The sequence below is a fragment of the Paraburkholderia sp. CHISQ3 genome (assembly GCF_030464945.1).
GTDB classification, from domain to species: domain Bacteria; phylum Pseudomonadota; class Gammaproteobacteria; order Burkholderiales; family Burkholderiaceae; genus Paraburkholderia; species Paraburkholderia megapolitana.
Map to the genome: position 1 here is coordinate 167577 of NZ_JALPRG010000015.1, position 15481 is coordinate 183057.

The 15481-nt window shown below is 60.3% G+C and carries 18 protein-coding genes; 13 read left to right on the top strand and 5 right to left on the bottom strand.

Annotated features, from left to right (window positions below; translation table 11 throughout):
• Positions 1-87: 87 nt before the first annotated feature.
• The gene (locus M0D65_RS29770) at positions 88-540 is read right to left on the bottom strand and encodes a zinc-finger-containing protein (RefSeq protein ID WP_266255716.1); all 453 of its coding nucleotides are present in this window, start codon (positions 538-540) and stop codon (positions 88-90) included.
• A gap of 293 nt (positions 541-833) precedes the next feature.
• Here M0D65_RS29770 and M0D65_RS29775 point away from each other — a divergent pair, with 293 nt between their 5' ends.
• Both M0D65_RS29775 and M0D65_RS29780 read left to right on the top strand, forming a co-directional pair.
• On the top strand, positions 834-1493 hold the full coding sequence (locus M0D65_RS29775; protein ID WP_266255717.1) for a glutathione S-transferase family protein: 660 nt from the start codon (positions 834-836) through the stop codon (positions 1491-1493).
• Between the two features lie 48 nt (positions 1494-1541).
• Positions 1542-2255: a DUF899 family protein gene (locus M0D65_RS29780; protein WP_266255719.1), complete on the top strand. Its 714-nt coding sequence runs from the start codon at positions 1542-1544 to the stop codon at positions 2253-2255.
• A gap of 18 nt (positions 2256-2273) precedes the next feature.
• Here the strand turns inward: M0D65_RS29780 and M0D65_RS29785 are convergent, their stop codons facing one another.
• Complete coding sequence (locus tag M0D65_RS29785) at positions 2274-3173, bottom strand: LysR family transcriptional regulator (protein ID WP_091011095.1); 900 nt, start codon at positions 3171-3173, stop codon at positions 2274-2276.
• A gap of 79 nt (positions 3174-3252) precedes the next feature.
• Between M0D65_RS29785 and M0D65_RS29790 the strand changes: the two genes are divergently transcribed.
• The 6 genes from M0D65_RS29790 (at position 3253) to M0D65_RS29815 (ending at position 8939) form a co-directional block, all read left to right on the top strand.
• A complete protein-coding gene (locus tag M0D65_RS29790) occupies positions 3253-3939 on the top strand; it encodes a histidine phosphatase family protein (protein WP_266255721.1) in 687 nt (228 codons plus the stop codon).
• Between the two features lie 67 nt (positions 3940-4006).
• Positions 4007-4774, top strand: coding sequence for an SDR family oxidoreductase (locus M0D65_RS29795; RefSeq protein WP_266255722.1), 768 nt, complete (start codon positions 4007-4009; stop codon positions 4772-4774).
• A 13-nt stretch (positions 4775-4787) separates the two neighbouring features.
• Positions 4788-5618 carry an SDR family NAD(P)-dependent oxidoreductase gene (locus M0D65_RS29800; protein WP_266255723.1) on the top strand — a complete coding sequence of 277 codons (831 nt, stop codon included), beginning with the start codon at positions 4788-4790 and terminating at the stop codon, positions 5616-5618.
• A 27-nt stretch (positions 5619-5645) separates the two neighbouring features.
• Positions 5646-6719, top strand: a complete 1074-nt coding sequence (locus M0D65_RS29805; RefSeq protein ID WP_266255724.1) for a phosphotransferase — start codon at positions 5646-5648, stop codon at positions 6717-6719.
• A gap of 75 nt (positions 6720-6794) precedes the next feature.
• Positions 6795-8012 carry an acyl-CoA dehydrogenase family protein gene (locus M0D65_RS29810; protein ID WP_091011100.1) on the top strand — a complete coding sequence of 406 codons (1218 nt, stop codon included), beginning with the start codon at positions 6795-6797 and terminating at the stop codon, positions 8010-8012.
• Between the two features lie 39 nt (positions 8013-8051).
• Entirely contained in the window at positions 8052-8939 is an 888-nt protein-coding gene (locus M0D65_RS29815) for an alpha/beta fold hydrolase (protein WP_266255725.1), read from the top strand.
• Here the strand turns inward: M0D65_RS29815 and M0D65_RS29820 are convergent.
• Positions 8905-9861, bottom strand: coding sequence for a LysR family transcriptional regulator (locus tag M0D65_RS29820; RefSeq protein WP_091011102.1), 957 nt, complete (start codon positions 9859-9861; stop codon positions 8905-8907). The two genes, M0D65_RS29815 and M0D65_RS29820, sit on opposite strands and share 35 nt — an antisense overlap.
• A 968-nt stretch (positions 9862-10829) precedes the next feature.
• Here M0D65_RS29820 and M0D65_RS29825 point away from each other — a divergent pair.
• The gene (locus M0D65_RS29825; protein WP_266255726.1) at positions 10830-11807 is read left to right on the top strand and encodes a hypothetical protein; all 978 of its coding nucleotides are present in this window, start codon (positions 10830-10832) and stop codon (positions 11805-11807) included.
• Between the two features lie 91 nt (positions 11808-11898).
• On the top strand, positions 11899-12513 hold the full coding sequence (locus M0D65_RS29830) for a hypothetical protein (protein WP_266255727.1): 615 nt from the start codon (positions 11899-11901) through the stop codon (positions 12511-12513).
• A 45-nt stretch (positions 12514-12558) separates the two neighbouring features.
• Here the strand turns inward: M0D65_RS29830 and M0D65_RS29835 are convergent, their stop codons facing one another.
• Together M0D65_RS29835 and M0D65_RS29840 are read right to left on the bottom strand one after the other, a co-directional pair.
• A complete protein-coding gene (locus M0D65_RS29835; RefSeq protein WP_266255729.1) occupies positions 12559-13002 on the bottom strand; it encodes an N-acetyltransferase in 444 nt (147 codons plus the stop codon).
• Positions 13003-13016: 14 nt separating this feature from the next.
• Positions 13017-13352: a hypothetical protein gene (locus M0D65_RS29840; protein WP_266255730.1), complete on the bottom strand. Its 336-nt coding sequence runs from the start codon at positions 13350-13352 to the stop codon at positions 13017-13019.
• 212 nt (positions 13353-13564) lie between these two features.
• On the opposite strand from M0D65_RS29840, the gene M0D65_RS29845 reads away from it, so the two are divergent.
• The 3 genes from M0D65_RS29845 (at position 13565) to M0D65_RS29855 (ending at position 15403) form a co-directional block, all read left to right on the top strand.
• Positions 13565-13879: a hypothetical protein gene (locus M0D65_RS29845; protein WP_266255731.1), complete on the top strand. Its 315-nt coding sequence runs from the start codon at positions 13565-13567 to the stop codon at positions 13877-13879.
• Between the two features lies 1 nt (position 13880).
• Positions 13881-14441 (top strand): RNA 2'-phosphotransferase, encoded by a 561-nt coding sequence (locus M0D65_RS29850; RefSeq protein WP_266255732.1) that lies wholly within the window; start codon positions 13881-13883, stop codon positions 14439-14441.
• 104 nt (positions 14442-14545) lie between these two features.
• Entirely contained in the window at positions 14546-15403 is an 858-nt protein-coding gene (locus M0D65_RS29855) for a DUF2971 domain-containing protein (RefSeq protein ID WP_266255733.1), read from the top strand.
• The last annotated feature ends 78 nt before the right edge of the window (positions 15404-15481 follow it).

A 15481-nucleotide genomic window follows, 5' to 3' on the forward strand; every position in this document is an offset into this window, starting at 1 on the left:
CAGTGGTACTTTTTGCGCAGCTTGCCGCTGCGTTGCACAAATTGTGTCGGTGGGTTTTGAAGGCGGCCGCAGGCGGGGCCGGTCGGTCTATGACGCGTTGTTATCGCCGCGGCGACTCTGCTCGAAGCGCTCGATGATGTCGATCGCGGCCTTGCATTGATCGGCGTCGAGATGATGGATGGTGCACTGGTCTTCGTCGATTTTCATTTCGCCCGCGAGCCACCGATAGCCCTTGGCGCGCGCTTCGAAGACGTTGCTGCCGTCGCGGCGGACCTTGGCTTGCACCATCGGTTCGAGCGCGGCATGCAGCCGCGCCTTCCAGTCGCGCAGCTCGGCGTTGGCGAGGCGGCCGAGCGGCACGCGCCGCGTGCTGCGCGGGAAGATGCCGATCCACGCCTCGCACGGCGTGCAGGTCCATAGCGGACCGTGATCGTCGCGGTAGGGATAGCCGTCTTCACCTGAACTGACGAAGCGGGCTTTCGCGCCGCAGTAGTCGCAGATGGGTTGCGGCAGCGAGGGGACGGGGCGGCCGACGCGCATGGTGGCTGGGGTAGAAAGGTGGTGAGGTAAGGGGGCAATATAGCAAAACCGGGGGTGGGGGCTGGCGCACTTCATATCGCTTATGTCGTTCGACGCGGCGTAGCCTGGCGCTGAGAAAAAATCTTTCGATTAGCTTTCCGTTCGCCATGCTGTGCCTGCGACTCTGCAAGGCAGGCTGACGTTGCCACGCGACGATCGCTAAAAGAGCTAAAAAAATTCCCGTGGCACTGTCGATTCGTGTCCGTCCCGTTCGTCGTCAGGTAAACGCGACTTTTCCACCGAAGGTGACGACGATGGCCTTGAAACTCTACGCACACCCGTTTTCCTCGTACTGCCAGAAGGTTTTGATCGCGCTTTACGAAAACGGCACGCCGTTCGAATGGCGGCAGCTCTCGCACGAGAACCCGCAACTGTTCGAAGAATTTGCAAAGTTGTGGCCCATGAGGCGTTTTCCGCTCCTCGTGGACGATGGCCGCGTCGTGACCGAGGCGACGACCATCATCGAGTACCTGGGCCTTTACCATCCGGGACCGGCGCCGCTGTTGCCCGCCGATCCCCGTGCCGCACTCGAAGTGCGCAGCATGGACCGCTTCTTCGACAACTACATCTCGACGCCGCAGCAGAAAGTCGTGTTCGACTCCCTGAGACCGGAGACCGAGCGTGATCCTCGTGGCGTCACCGACGCGCGCGCGATGCTCGAAACGGCGTATGCATGGCTCGACAAGCAGATGGCCGAACGCGAATGGGCAGCCGGTGAGCGCTTCAGCCTCGCCGATTGTGGCGCCGCGCCGTTCCTGTTCTATGCCGACTGGACGCATCGCATCGACCCGTCGTTGCGCAACGTGATTGCTTACCGGCAGCGGTTGCTGGCGCGGCCTTCGGTGGTGCGTGCGGTCGATGAAGCGCGTCCGTACCGCCCGCTGTTTCCGCTCGGCGCACCCGATCGCGATTGATCCGGCATTCAGCTTCGCAACGAATTCGTTCACTCACAGGAGACTGACATGACGCACGACTCGCCCCTCGTCCCCGCTGTCGAACTGGTGAAGCGCAACGGTGTAACGTTCCCGAACGAAAGCGCGGACTATCGTCGCGCGCGCAATGCGCTGCTCGCTGAAGAGATCGAATTGCGCCGGCACATCGAACGGGTTGCGGCGCAGCGTCGCGCGCTTCCGCCAGGCGGGCAGGTGACCGGCAACTATCGGTTCCAGGGCGAGACAGGCGGCTTGCTCGATCTCGCTGGCCTGTTCGGCGACAAAGAGACGCTGGTCGTCTACAGCTATATGTTCGGTCCGCAACGCGAGCGCCCGTGTCCGATGTGTACGTCGTTGCTCGGCGCATGGAACGGCGAAGCCCGCGACATCGGGCAACGGGTGGCGCTTGCGGTGGTGGCGCGTTCACCGATCGAGCGTCTTGTGGCGTTCAAGAAAGAGCGCGGCTGGCGCGACCTCAAGCTGTATTGCGATATCGACGGCCAGTACAGCCGCGATTATTACGGGCTTAACAGCGAGGGCGGCGACGATCCGGCGCTCAACGTGTTCACGCGCCGCGATGGTACGGTGCGCCACTTCTGGAGTGGAGAGATGGGTTCCGACACGGCAGACCCCGGTCAGGATCCGCGCGGTGCGCCCGATCCGATGCCGATCTGGACCATCTTCGATATGACGCCGGAGGGTCGCGGGACTGACTGGTATCCGCGGCTCGAGTATCCGGATTGAAGCGTATACGCTCGCGTACTACACAAACGCATCGACAATCTTCTGCCGGAACCAGGCATTAGCCGGGTCCGCATCCGCGTTCGCGTGCCAGTAGAGATAGGCATCGGCGGATGCGCCATCGAGCGGGCACGGATGCATCACGTTGTCGAACAGTTCGTTGAGCAGCTGCGCGTAGCGTCCCGGCATCGTCAGCAGCAGGTCGGTCTCGCTCACCACGCGGCAGGCCGCGAAGTAATGCATGCAGCGCAGCCGCACCTGCCGCTGCAAGCCGAGCTTTACCAGTTCCATGTCCTCCATGCCGAGCCCGCGGCGTCGGCTCGTGACAAGCACATGCTGGGCGCCGACATAGGTGTCGAGCGTCAGACGCCGGCCTACCTGCGGATGACCGCGCCGGCTTAGTACGACGAGACCGTCGGAGGCGAGGTGGGCGGTGCGCACCGTCTGCGGCACCGGCAACAGCGCATCGATCGCGGCATCGAAGGTGCCGGCCAGCAGATCGGCCTCCAGCGTCCGACGATCGTGCTGCGCGGTGGCGACGTCGAGCGACGGGCTCGCAGCGACGATCTGTTTCATCACCGGCGGCAACACGACCGCTTCGAGCACATCGCGCACCCCAAGAGAAAAACGCCGCACCGTCGACTCGACATCGAAGCGATCGGTTTCGTGCAGCGTGAGTTCGAGCGTGTGCAGTGCGTCGCGCACGCGCCCGATGATCGAGCGGGTGAATGGCGTCGGCACCATCGCGTGACCGTGCCGTTCGAACAGCGGGTCGCCGAGCAGCTCGCGCAACCGGTTCAGCGCGTGACTGACCGCCGACTGGCTCAAATTCAACTGATCCGCCGCGCGCGTGATGCCGCCCTGCGCATAGATGCTTTCGAGGACCACGAAGAGATTCAGGTCGGTTTTGGATATATGCATGAAATGGTTTGAAGTGGATTCAATCTATTCATTTGACGCATTCTACCTGCCTCCTTAGTCTGTCGATAGGAGGCGGTACATGGCACAGCTTTTACTCATCAGGCATGGGCAGGCGTCGTTTGGCAGCGACGATTACGACCGGTTGTCGACGCTCGGCTTCGCGCAGGCCGGCACGCTCGGCCGCTGGTTCAGTGCCTGCGCGCTACCGGTGGACCGCGTGGTGAGCGGCTCGATGCGCCGTCATCGCGAGACCGTCGAAGGCTGGGCGCGGGAGTTGCTCGAGCCCGCTAGCGATGTCGTTGTCGCGAGTACGGTGGATGAGCGCTTCGACGAGTTCGATCACGAGGATGTGTTGACGGTGTACCAGCGCGCCATCGGTGCGTCCGATATCGACACCACGCCCGCCGCATTGCAACGCACATTCCTCAGCGCAGTGACGCGCTGGACGAGCGGTGAGCACGACGCCGATTACATCGAGTCGTGGCGGCACTTTCGCGAACGTTGCCTCGATGGCTTCGCCTCGATCACCGACGACACGCAGCCCGCGAAATCGATCGTGCTGTTCACCTCGGGTGGCGTGATCGCGACGATCTGCCAGCACCTGATGAATCTGACCGACGAAGCGATGGGCCGGCTGAACTGGTCGCTCGCGAACACCAGTGTGACGCGTGTGCGATTCACGCGCGGCCGCCGCAGCCTCGATTCGCTGAACTGCACAGCCCATGTTGACTGGGCGCGCGATCTGGCGTTGCTCACTTACCGCTAGGCGCTTCCACGCACGGCAATGTGCGGGCGCTCGACCAAAACATTCGAACCATTCCAGGAACACGACAATGGACAACACGTTGTTCGATCTGACCGGCCGCGTCGCGCTGGTCACCGGTGCAAGCCGCGGCATCGGCGAGCAGATCGCCATCACGCTCGCGGCGCATGGCGCTCACGTGATTTTGAGCAGCCGCAAGGCGCAAGCATGCGAAGCAGTCGCCGAGCGCATTCGCGCTGCCGGCGGCAAGGCCGATGTGTACGCCTGTCATATCGGCGATCTCGAGCAGATTGAAGGGCTGTTCGAGTTTCTCGACAGCCGTGGCCTCGCACTCGATATCCTCGTCAATAACGCAGCGGCCAATCCGTACTTCGGTCCCACGGTCGACACCACCATCGACGCATTCAACAAGACCGTCGACGTGAACATCCGCGGCTATTTCATCATGTGTGCGCGTGCGGCCAAACGGATGGCAAAACAGGGGCGCGGCAGCATCATCAACGTTGCGTCGATCGCGGGCGTCGTGCCGGTTCCGATGATCGGTATTTATTCGATCACCAAGGCTGCGGTGATCTCGATGACGAAAACGTTCGCTGCCGAATGCGGTGCGCAAGGCGTGCGCGTCAACGCGCTGCTGCCTGGTCCGACTGCAACGCGCTTTGCGGCCGCGCTGGTCGACGATCCGCAGGCGCGCGATGAAGCGCTCAAGCGCATCCCGCTTGGCCGGATCGCCGCACCCGATGAAATGGCCGGCACCGTGCTGTACCTCGCGTCGGATGCCTCCGCCTTTACGACCGGCTCGTGCATCAACGTCGACGGCGGTTTTCTCGCAACCTGAGGCTCAGCGATCCATGGAAGATCTCAAGAACAAGGTGGCGGTTGTCACAGGTGCGGCGAGCGGTTTTGGCCGCGAACTGGCGATTCTCTGTGCGGCCGAAGGCATGCGGGTCGTACTCGCCGATATCGACGAAGCCGGCTTGAAGCACACGCACTCGCTGTTGCCCGATGGCGCACAGGCACTCGAAGTGCGTTGCGATGTGTCGAAACAGGAATCCGTCGATGCACTCGCGCAAGCGTCTATCGCGCGTTTCGGCGCCGTGCATCTGCTGTTCAACAACGCGGGCGTCGGTACGACCGGCCCGTTGTGGAGCACCACGCTCGACGACTGGCAATGGGTGCTCGGTATCAATCTGATGGGTGTTGCGCACGGCATCCGCAGCTTCGTGCCGGGCATGCTGGCGGCGGGCGAACCGTGTCACGTGGTCAATACGGCTTCGGCGGCGGGGCTCGGTGCGTATGAAGGGTCGGGCGTCTACTGCGCGAGCAAGTACGGTGTCGTCGCGATCTCCGAATGTCTGTATCACGAGTTGCAAACGCATGCTCCGCACGTCGGCATGTCGGTGCTTTGCCCGGCATTCGTGAACACCGGTATCGCCGATGCGGAAGAGCGCCGGCCCGCCGAATTCGGCGAACGCAACCCGGGTGCCGCACCGTACGCGGAACGTGCTCGCCAGGCGATCCGCGCAGGGCGACTGAGCGCGGCCGATATCGCGCGCATCACGCTCGACGGTGTGAAGGCGGGCAAGTTCTACATCCTGACGCATCCGAAGATCAAGGCGTCGATCGAAACGCGGATGCAGGACATTCTGCTCGACCGCACGCCTACTCACGTCGCTGGTTAATTTATCCCTTACTCGACCTGTACTCGCATGACCGACGCCCTGCCTCTCGCCGCGACCGTGGACCCCGCTCACCGCCTCGATATCGAGGCGCTCGCGACGTATCTCGAACAACACCTCGACGGCTTTGCAGGGCCGCTCGAATACAGCCGCTTTTCGGGCGGCCAGTCGAACCCGACGTACCTGCTCACGACGCCATCGCGTCGGTATGTGCTGCGCAGAAAGCCTGCGGGCCAGTTGTTGCCGTCCGCACATGCAATCGATCGCGAATATCGCGTGCTGTCCGCGTTGCGCGATACCGAAGTGCCGGTGCCGGAGGTGTTCTGCTATTGCAGCGACGCGTCGGTGATCGGCTCCGAGTTCTATGTGATGGCCTGTGTGGACGGGCATGTGAACTGGCAAAGCCGTCTGCCCGATGCAACGCCCGCACAACGCAGCGCGATGTTCGACGAACTGAATCGCGTGATGGCTGCGTTGCATACGCTGGACGTGAGTGCACTCGGCCTCGACGACTACGGTGCGAAGGGCAACTATTTCGTGAGGCAGATCAAGCGCTGGACTCACCAGTACCGTGCGTCCGAAACGCAGCGCATCGAATCGATGGAGCGGTTGATCGAATGGCTGCCGGCTCACGTGCCGGCCAGCGAGCGCGTATCGATCGTGCACGGCGACTTTCGCATCGACAACGTGATCTTCGATCCGGTCGAGCCGCGCATCGTCGCGGTGCTGGACTGGGAGCTGTCGACGCTCGGCGATCCGCTCGCTGACTTTTCCTATCTGTGTCTCGCATGGCATCTGCCGGCGGATGGCTTCCGCGGCCTCGGTCCCATCGACGATGCGCAACTGCAGGCGCTCGGCATTCCGCTCGAACGCGATTTCGTCGAACGCTATTGCGAACGCGCCGGCGTGCCCGCCGTGAGCGAAGCCGAATGGAATTTCTACCTTGCCTACAACCTGTTCCGCGGCGTGGGCATTTTGCAGGGAATCATGAAGCGCGCAATCGATGGCAACGCGAGCAGCCGGCATGCGCGCGAAGCCGGCGGACGCGCCGCGCAGCTCGCCGATGTGGCCTGGCGTTGCGCGGAACGCGCGATGGCTTCTTGACCTGACGACACACACGGCCGACGCACGCTGCGCCAGCCACTACCACCCAACCTAACCAGACAACGAGAGCAGACGATGAACTTCGAACCTTCCGCCAAAGTGGCCGCGCTGCAGCAGCGCGTGTCGGCATTCATGAACGAGTACGTGTACCCGAACGAAGACCGTTATCTTCGCGAGATCGATGAGGGTGACCGCTGGCAACCGATCGCATTGATCGAAGAGCTGAAAGAGCGCGCCAAAGCGGCCGAACTCTGGAACCTGTTCCTGCCCGAATCGGCACATGGCGCAGGTCTGACCAACGCAGAGTACGCGCCGCTGTGCGAGATCATGGGGCGCGTGGTGTGGGCGCCGGAAGTGTTCAACTGCTCGGCACCCGACACCGGCAACATGGAAGTGCTGGCGCGTTACGGCACCGCCGAGCAGAAGCGCCAGTGGCTCGAACCGCTGCTGCGCGGCGAGATCCGTTCGGCGTTCGCGATGACCGAGCCGCTCGTGGCTTCGTCGGATGCGACGAACATCGAAAGTTCGATTGTGCGCGACGGCGACCACTACGTGATCAACGGACGCAAGTGGTGGACTTCCGGTGCGAGCGATCCGCGCTGCAAGGTGTTTATCTTCATGGGCAAGACCGACCCGCAGGCGCCGCGTCATCGTCAGCAGGCGATGATCCTCGTGCCGCGCGACACCCCCGGCGTCACGGTGGTGCGACCGCTGCCGGTGTTCGGCTTCGACGACGCGCCGCATGGTCACGCCGAAGTACTGTTCGAGAACGTACGCGTACCTGCCGACAACATGCTGCTCGGTGAAGGACGCGGCTTCGAGATCGCACAAGGTCGCCTCGGACCGGGCCGGATTCACCACTGCATGCGGCTGGTCGGTCTCGCTGAGCGCGCGCTCGAAGTGATGTGCAAGCGCAGTCTCTCGCGGGTCGCGTTCGGACGTGCGGTCGCGGAGCAGAGCATCACGCTGCAGCGTATCGCCGATGCACGCATCCTGATCGACGAGACGCGCTTTCTCGTGCTGAACGCCGCGCACCGCATGGACACGGTCGGCAACAAGGTCGCGACGCGCGAGATTGCGATGATCAAGGTCGCGGCACCGAACATGGCGTGCCAGGTGATCGACTGGGCGATCCAGGCGTGCGGCGGATTCGGCATGCAGGATCGGTTCCTTGCGCATGGCTATGCGACGGCACGGTCGTTGCGCATCGCGGACGGTCCCGATGAAGTGCACCGCAACCAGATCGGCAAACTGGAACTCGACAAGTACCGTGTGCGCGAGGATGCTGTCTGATTCTTGCGCGATGACCGGCGACTACTGGAAGGAGCACGTATGACGCAGCAACTCGAACATCGTTTTGCCGACGTGAACGGCACGACGCTGCATTACGTCACTGCGGGTGAGGGGCCGACGCTGCTCTTCATACACGGCTTTCCCGAGTTCTGGTTTGGCTGGGAAGCGCAGTTGCGTGCGCTGTCGGATCACTACCGGGTCGTCGCCGTCGATATGCGCGGCTATAACCTCTCCGGGAAATCGCCCGATGTTGCCTCGTACCGCTCGCGCGTACTCGTCGAGGACTTGCAGCAGTTCATCGCGCACCTCGATGTGGGACCGGTCTTCGTCGTCGCGCACGACTGGGGCGGCGTGATTGCATGGGACCACGCCGCGCGGTACCCGCAACAGGTGCGCAAGCTCGTCATCATCAATGCGCCGCATCCGTGTTTGATGTACCGCGAACTGAAGGACAACGCGGCGCAGCGCAAGGCGAGTGAGTATGTGCTCGTGTTTCGTCAGGAACGCGCCGAGGCATTGCTTTCGGAAAACCGCTATGCGCGGCTACAGCGGATGTTCGATACGTGGGGAGTCGGTGGTCGCGAGGTCAGCGACGCGACGCGCGACGCCTACGTCGAAGCGTGGTCGCAGCCGGGTGCGTTGACCGGTAGCCTGAACTGGTATCGCGCGAGCCGTTTGCATGCGCCGGGGCCGGACAGCACGGGTATCGATGGCTTCGAGATCGACAGTGGCAACCATCGTGTCGACGTGCCGACGCTCGTCATCTGGGGTATGCGGGACACGGCGTTATTGCCTGGCCTGCTGGATGGGCTCGACGAATACGTGTCGGATCTACGCGTCGAACGAATCGAGGAAGGGTCGCACTGGGTGCATCACGAGTTTCCCGATCGCATCAATGCGCGGCTGCGTGCGTTTCTGGGCGACTAAAGTTTCTTACCGCCCCATTCATACCCGACGGCACGGCAGTGATCGCTTTCACGTGATCGCGTAGCCAGCGGTGCGCCGGGTCCGTATCCATACGGCGATGCCACGCGAAGGCGACCGGGATCTCCGGCGTATCGAACGGCAGATTGAACACCGCGACGGCGAGCCGCAAGCGCTCGGCGCGACGCGCCAGGTCGTCGCCGACCACCGCTACCAGATCGCTGTTCGCCGCGGCCAGAAGTGCCGCGTTTGCGTGTTGCACGGCGAGGACGATCGAGCGGGTCAGGCCGAGTTGAGCCAGCGCGGCATCGACGGGCCCTGGTGTGCGGCCCCGGCGCGTAAACGAAATATGCCCGGCTGCAGCGAATTGCTGCGCCGTGATCGAACCCGTGAGCATCGGATGATCCGCCCGCACCACACCGACCAGATGCTCGACGTAGAGCGTTTCCGAGCGGATTTCCGGCGCCACGTCACCGAGTACACCGATCTCGAGATCGACCTCACCGTCGCGCAGGATATCTACGGTGTCTTCGCCATGGGTGACGAATTGCAGCGAGACGTTCGGCGCCTCGGCGCGAATCCGCTCGGCGAGCCGCGGCCCGATCGTTGCTGCGATGGCATCGGTTGCGCGCAACGTGAACACGCGGCTGAGCTGGGTGAAATCGGTCGCGGTCGGCACCAGCATGCGCCGCGCTTCTTCGAGCAACGCACGCACTTGCGGCCGCAGTTCTTCTGCACGCGGCGTCGGCACGAGCCGGCTGCCGGCGCGAACCAGCACGGGGTCGCCGACCATCTCGCGAATCCGGCTGAGCGTGCGGCTCATCGCCGGCGGGCTGAGATGGACTCGCGCTGCCGCTGCGACGACGCTGCCTTCTTCGAGGAGCACATCGAGAGCCTGTAACAGGTTGAGATCCAGTGAGTGCATGAGGCAATCCTGCGCAAAGGTCGGTGCTGCGGATGCTTTAGGCCGCGGTGGCTTCCGCGGCAGGCGACACGGCCGTGAAGTACGGCGTGCGTTCATTTTTTACAGGGCGTCGAGCCCAGCGTTCAACCGATTGATGTTTTCATTTTGCCCGGGTCCCCGTCAGCGAATCGATGTCGCCTTACTTTGAGTGGTAAGGCCGGTACCGTTACTCCGGTTTCTGCCTGCTTCCTCGAAATGACGCACTGAAATTAATTAACCCCGGTTGCGGGCGTGGCTCACCAAGAGAATCAGTCCGGATTGCTTTGTTTCAGGCCACAATCCTGGCTTGTTTTGAAGCGATATGCAAGTCCATCTAGCGATGTTTTATAAAAGATACTGCAACACGGGCGCTCGACGGTGGGTTGCATCGAAGGGAATGAGTTATTCGAGTAATCGCACTGGCGGTGTTCAAGTTCCTTCGCTACCGTGCGATCTGTAAGCAAAACGGTCGTATTTACATACACGTCTGTCTCGCAGAAGTGCGCCAAATGTGGCTTTCCGGGTAGTCGCGCGGGCTGCGTAGGGGGGGGGCAAAGCCTTATCTGGTAAGGCCCGCGGGACTGATGCTCCCAGAAGTTGGGATGTGAGACTAATCGTTCTCTTTTGCGAAGTGCGCGTGCAATGAACCTCCCATTCTGTTCTTTTCAACTGAGATTCCAGATTCCCGGAAATTTCTACACCCGTATCAAATAAAGTTAGATTAAGGCGGTCGAAATTTTTTTAAAAAAGCCAGATAGATGATCGTTATTGCTTTCGAATTCACCGTGAGATGAATCGACAGGCACCATTCTTATCGTTGAAATTCAGCAGGATGCGAGATTGTTAATTTTTACCAGTGGTACGCCGACGCCGCCGACGTCGGGTTTACAGGTTCTGCTTCCTGACAAGGCGTCCAGGAAGAACCGGCTAATTACAACCAGGGGAAAAAGATGAGTCCAAAGATCGTCGTGATTGCAGCATGTCTGGCACTGGCCGCCTGCGGAGGCGATGGCGTCAGCGACAGTTCGGGTGGAGGCAGCAGTCATACCGGGAGCGGTACCTCCGGAACCGGCGGCACCGGCACCGGCCCGACATCGGGCGGCGGGTCCGTACGGACGATGACGTATGAAGCACTGGCGGCTCCGAGCGATGCGACCTCGGTCCTTGCCCAGTTGAATGCCGAAGGTGCGAAGGGCTACCGCTATATCGCCGACCTGGGCTTTTCGGACAATGGCGGGACCACCGCCATGAATGTCTTCATCAACGACGGTGCCAATACGTATAGCTACGAGTTCCAGAACGCCGACGCTACGCAGGCGGGATTTCTCGCGCAGGCAAACCAGGAGGGCGCAAAGGGCTTCCGCTACGAGGGCCCGCTGACGCTTGGCAATCTCTATCGTCACCAGGGCAATTCGTCCGCGACGTATAGCTATGCCGCGGCAGCCTCACCGACCAGTTCGGCCGCGTTCCTGACCCAGGCGAACGCGCAAGGTCAGAGCGGATATTGGTACTACGGCCCGGTTCAACTCGATTCGGCGAGCACGTCGCTGTACATGAAGGACAACTCGTCGGCTTCGAAGTACACGTACGATGCCGTGGCGCCAGCGCAGAGCGTCGGCGACTTCGTCACGCAGGCTAACAATGAAGGTGCGAAGGGTTACCGCTTCAAGGGGCCCCTGGGTTTCGGTACTGACTCGGTGGCGGTCTACGTGAAAGACCAGACGCAATCGCCGACCTTCACCTACCTGTCGCAGACTCCGCAGCCAACCAGCGCTGCATTCATCCAGCAGGCGAATGCACAGGGTGCGCAGAGCGAAGCGTATCTCGGTGGGCTTGCGTTCGGTTCGACGCCAGCGGCGCTGTACTTCCTCGCGACCGGGTGCACGGGCTTCCTGTGCTCGTCACTCAATACGTTCATCCAGAACTAGGCGGTTGCAGGCAGCCACTCGCCAGTCTCGCGAACTGATTCAATCAGATCGTGAGGCTGGCGTTTTGTCGTTTAAACATGGAGAGGCGATCATGCAGCAGACCTTGATGCTCAAGCGGCGGCGGTTGATCGTAGGTGGTATTGCGCTGGTATCGACGGCGCATTTTCGTTTTGTTGCTGCGCAAACGGCTGAGCAGTCTGCGTTTCGCTTCAACGGGACGGACTACTTCTTCCGCTGGAGCGACGACACGCTCTTTGAATTCACGCCGCCGGGGCAGACGAATCTCGACACGTGGAGCGACATGGTGTCGGTCGTTATCTATCGCGGCGTCAAGACTGCGGATGATCTTGCCAGCGCTGCGAACTCGTTGCTCGACTCTACTAAATTGAAGGGCGCGGTGCTGAAGACACGCTCCGTTCCAAGGACACCGGATCGTCCCGCCGAGCATTTCATCGCGTCGATGATGGCGGCACCGGGTGTGGTCGAAGGCGTTTTTACGCGCTTCGTGCTGATGGATGGGGTGGGCTATGCGCTGATCTTCTCTCATCGGTTCTATGGTCAGGATCTGCATAAGGCGGCGCAGTTGCTGGGCGACTGGGAGAACGCGCATGGTGCGGATATGGAGAAGGCGTTGATGAGTTTTGAGCCGGTGCCGGGGGTGAGTGCGCTTGAGAAGTGGAAGCGGGCGGGGGTGGTGAAGGGTTAGCGAGGGGCTTTGCAGACAGGTGCGAAGCCCGCAAAGGTAAATCGCTCACGAAGTGATCAGCTTGACGAATACAAGCTCTGGATCTCCCGCGTCGAGATTGTCGATTTGACCACTACCGGTATAGCCCAGGCGGTCCAGAAGACCGCGCATGGACATGTTCGACGCATTCGTCGACGTAAAAACCCTGTTTCCGCAACACTGAGCTTCGAGCGCTTTGATAATGGCCGTGGCAACGCCTTGGCGCCTGGCATTTTCTTTTACCACGACGAGTGCGATGAAATTCTGTTCGAAGAAAGAGTGGTTCAAGATGCCATATCCGAGCAGCGATCGTTGATCGTGTGCATCGGTGGCGATCCAGCAGTGTCCCATCTCGACTGCCTTTCCTATAAACGCCTTCCGCTTTTCATCTCGCAGGGCGATCGGGTCCAACTGCGCTAGCTGCGCGATCTCGGCGCCGTCGGCAACTCGTATGTTCAAGTGGTAGCTCATTGGATATCACCAGCTCAGATACTCGTTTCAAGCTCTTTATTGCGGGTTTCCGGCATGAACAGTGCGCCGATAAACACGAACAGATACGAACCAACGGCCCATGCGCCGATGGACGGCGCAAGTCCAAACCTGGCACTGGTGAACCCGACCGCAGCGGGCACGAGAGAAACGACGCCACCCACGGCAGAGGTAGCGAGCGCCGCAGTGCCTATGAGTCCCGCGAGAGGTTTCGTCATGCCCCATAGCGCGATGAGCGTTGGGATGACGAACGCGAATATCTGCACGTCCATGCCGTCCATCGCCCAGCCGCCCCAGCATGCCCAGAAGGTCAGCCTCTGGACTTTTGTCATGCGCCGGTACCATGAAGTCATGTTCTTTCCTCTGGGTTGAGGCAGTCTAGCTGAAATGATTTCAACGTATCTCGAGCTGTCTTGTGGCGGTTTTCGTGGCGTGAGCGGGATTCGACAACCTTCGTTGGATCATCGACAATCGATGCCGGATATCAGCACTCCTTTAACCACCATATTGGCCGGACGCGATCAGCAAAAACGTGGATCTATTGATGGAATGGCTTGAACCCTGGTGGTCGACGCAAAACATGGATGAAAGTTTTCATGCGAATTTTGCGCGCCAGCTTGGGTTGGAGATTTCACCGGGGCACGAGATGTTTGGGGTACGCGGACAACTCATTGGTCGTGGTCAGGGCGACGACGCGCTATTTGAACTGCTGGATGGCAGCGGTAGGGTAGCAGTCGTTCATTTGACCTGGGCTTCGAGTAAGCAACAACCTCCGTGGCCGATCACGACCATTTACGCAAACATGGGCGAATGGGTCGAGCAATGCATGCTGCCGGAACATGAAGAATGGAAAAACTGACATGAGCGACAAAGGCGTCATCGCGAGCAAATTCCTGAGTTTTGTTCTTCGTCATGGTCCCGAGACGATCGGCCTGTCGCTGGATAAAGCAGGTTGGGCACAAATCGATATTCTTCTGGCACGCGCCAAAGAACATGGCGTTGAATTGACTCGTGAGCTTCTTGAGCAGGTTGTCGCCAGTAGCGATAAACAGCGCTTCGCTATTAGCTCAGATGGGCAATTCATCCGGGCCAATCAGGGGCACTCGGTTGCGGTTGAATTGGGACTGGTACCTCAAACGCCTCCAGATCGACTCTTTCATGGCACGGCGACACGCTTTGTCGAATCAATCCGCAGGGATGGTTTGAAAGCTGGCGAAAGACAACATGTGCATCTTTCGCCGGACGAAACAACGGCAAGGAATGTGGGCAGCCGTCACGGCAAGCCCTGCGTTCTGGTGATCGACGCGGCGCGCATGCAAGCGACAGGGCATTCGTTTTTTCTGTCGGAGAACGGTGTGTGGTTAGCGGCATTCATTCCCGTCGATTTCATTGAGTTTCCTGTGGGTGGGGGTAGTCATTGACTCGGTTTTGCCGATGATTTCAGGTGAAAATGGTCGTTGGCGTGGTGGGGGCTGTTTGTTTCTCTTGCAACCGAAAATTGATCCGACAAAAGACGGGGGAGTTCATGGCGAACGCAAGCACGGTTTATCACTATTGTGGTGCGGATTCGTTTCTCAGCATCTTGCGGAATGGATGCCTTTGGGTTTCGGACGCGAGAAAAACTAATGATCGACGAGAACTCGAATGGTTTAAGGAGCTTGCTCTCAAACGCATTGCAAAATTGGCGGCGAAGGGTGACAAGATGTTTGGCGACCTGCATCTGGCTCTTAGGGTTCGCTTTGAATTGATCGAAGACGTTAGTGATTACTATGTCTGCTGCTTTTCCGAGAAGAAAGATTCAGTCCCGCAATGGGTCGCCTACGCGGATCGCGGGACCGGCTTTGCCATTGGATTCGACGTAAACATTTTGCGGGAGAAAATTAGCGCTGCGTTGCTCTCTCCCAATTATTCGCTCGTTCCGTCCGGGGCAAGCGCCGACGGATGGAGTTTCGGTCCCGTCGTCTATGCCGAAGAGGGGCGGGACAACGCTCAGATTGAAGACTTGATAAGCCTAGTCGTTTCGGCTCCTTTTATCGACCAAGACTCCGCCGACACAGCTAGGGACTACATCGACCGCGTTTGCGCGTTCTGCAAGCACTCTGATTTCGACACCGAACACGAATGGAGAATCGTCTGCAACACGAGCCATCTTCGGAAGGCCGCTGGACTGAGTGGGAACAACATGCTGCCTGACACAAAGTGGAGAAAGGGGGCATATGGGTTGACGCCTTATCGCGAAACCGTCAACGTCCTTGATTGCATCAAGGAGGTGATTGTTGGACCAGGGAACGCAGATCGTGATTCCATTGAATACGTGAAGCAGTTTCTTCGATTCTCAGGCATCGATGCCAAGGTATTCCCCTCCGCCTCGCCATATCGATAGGTTGCGCGTCGATTGGACGCTGGTTGTTGATGTCCGCGCAGAACTGACCCACTAGAGCCGCAAATTTTCATCGAATTT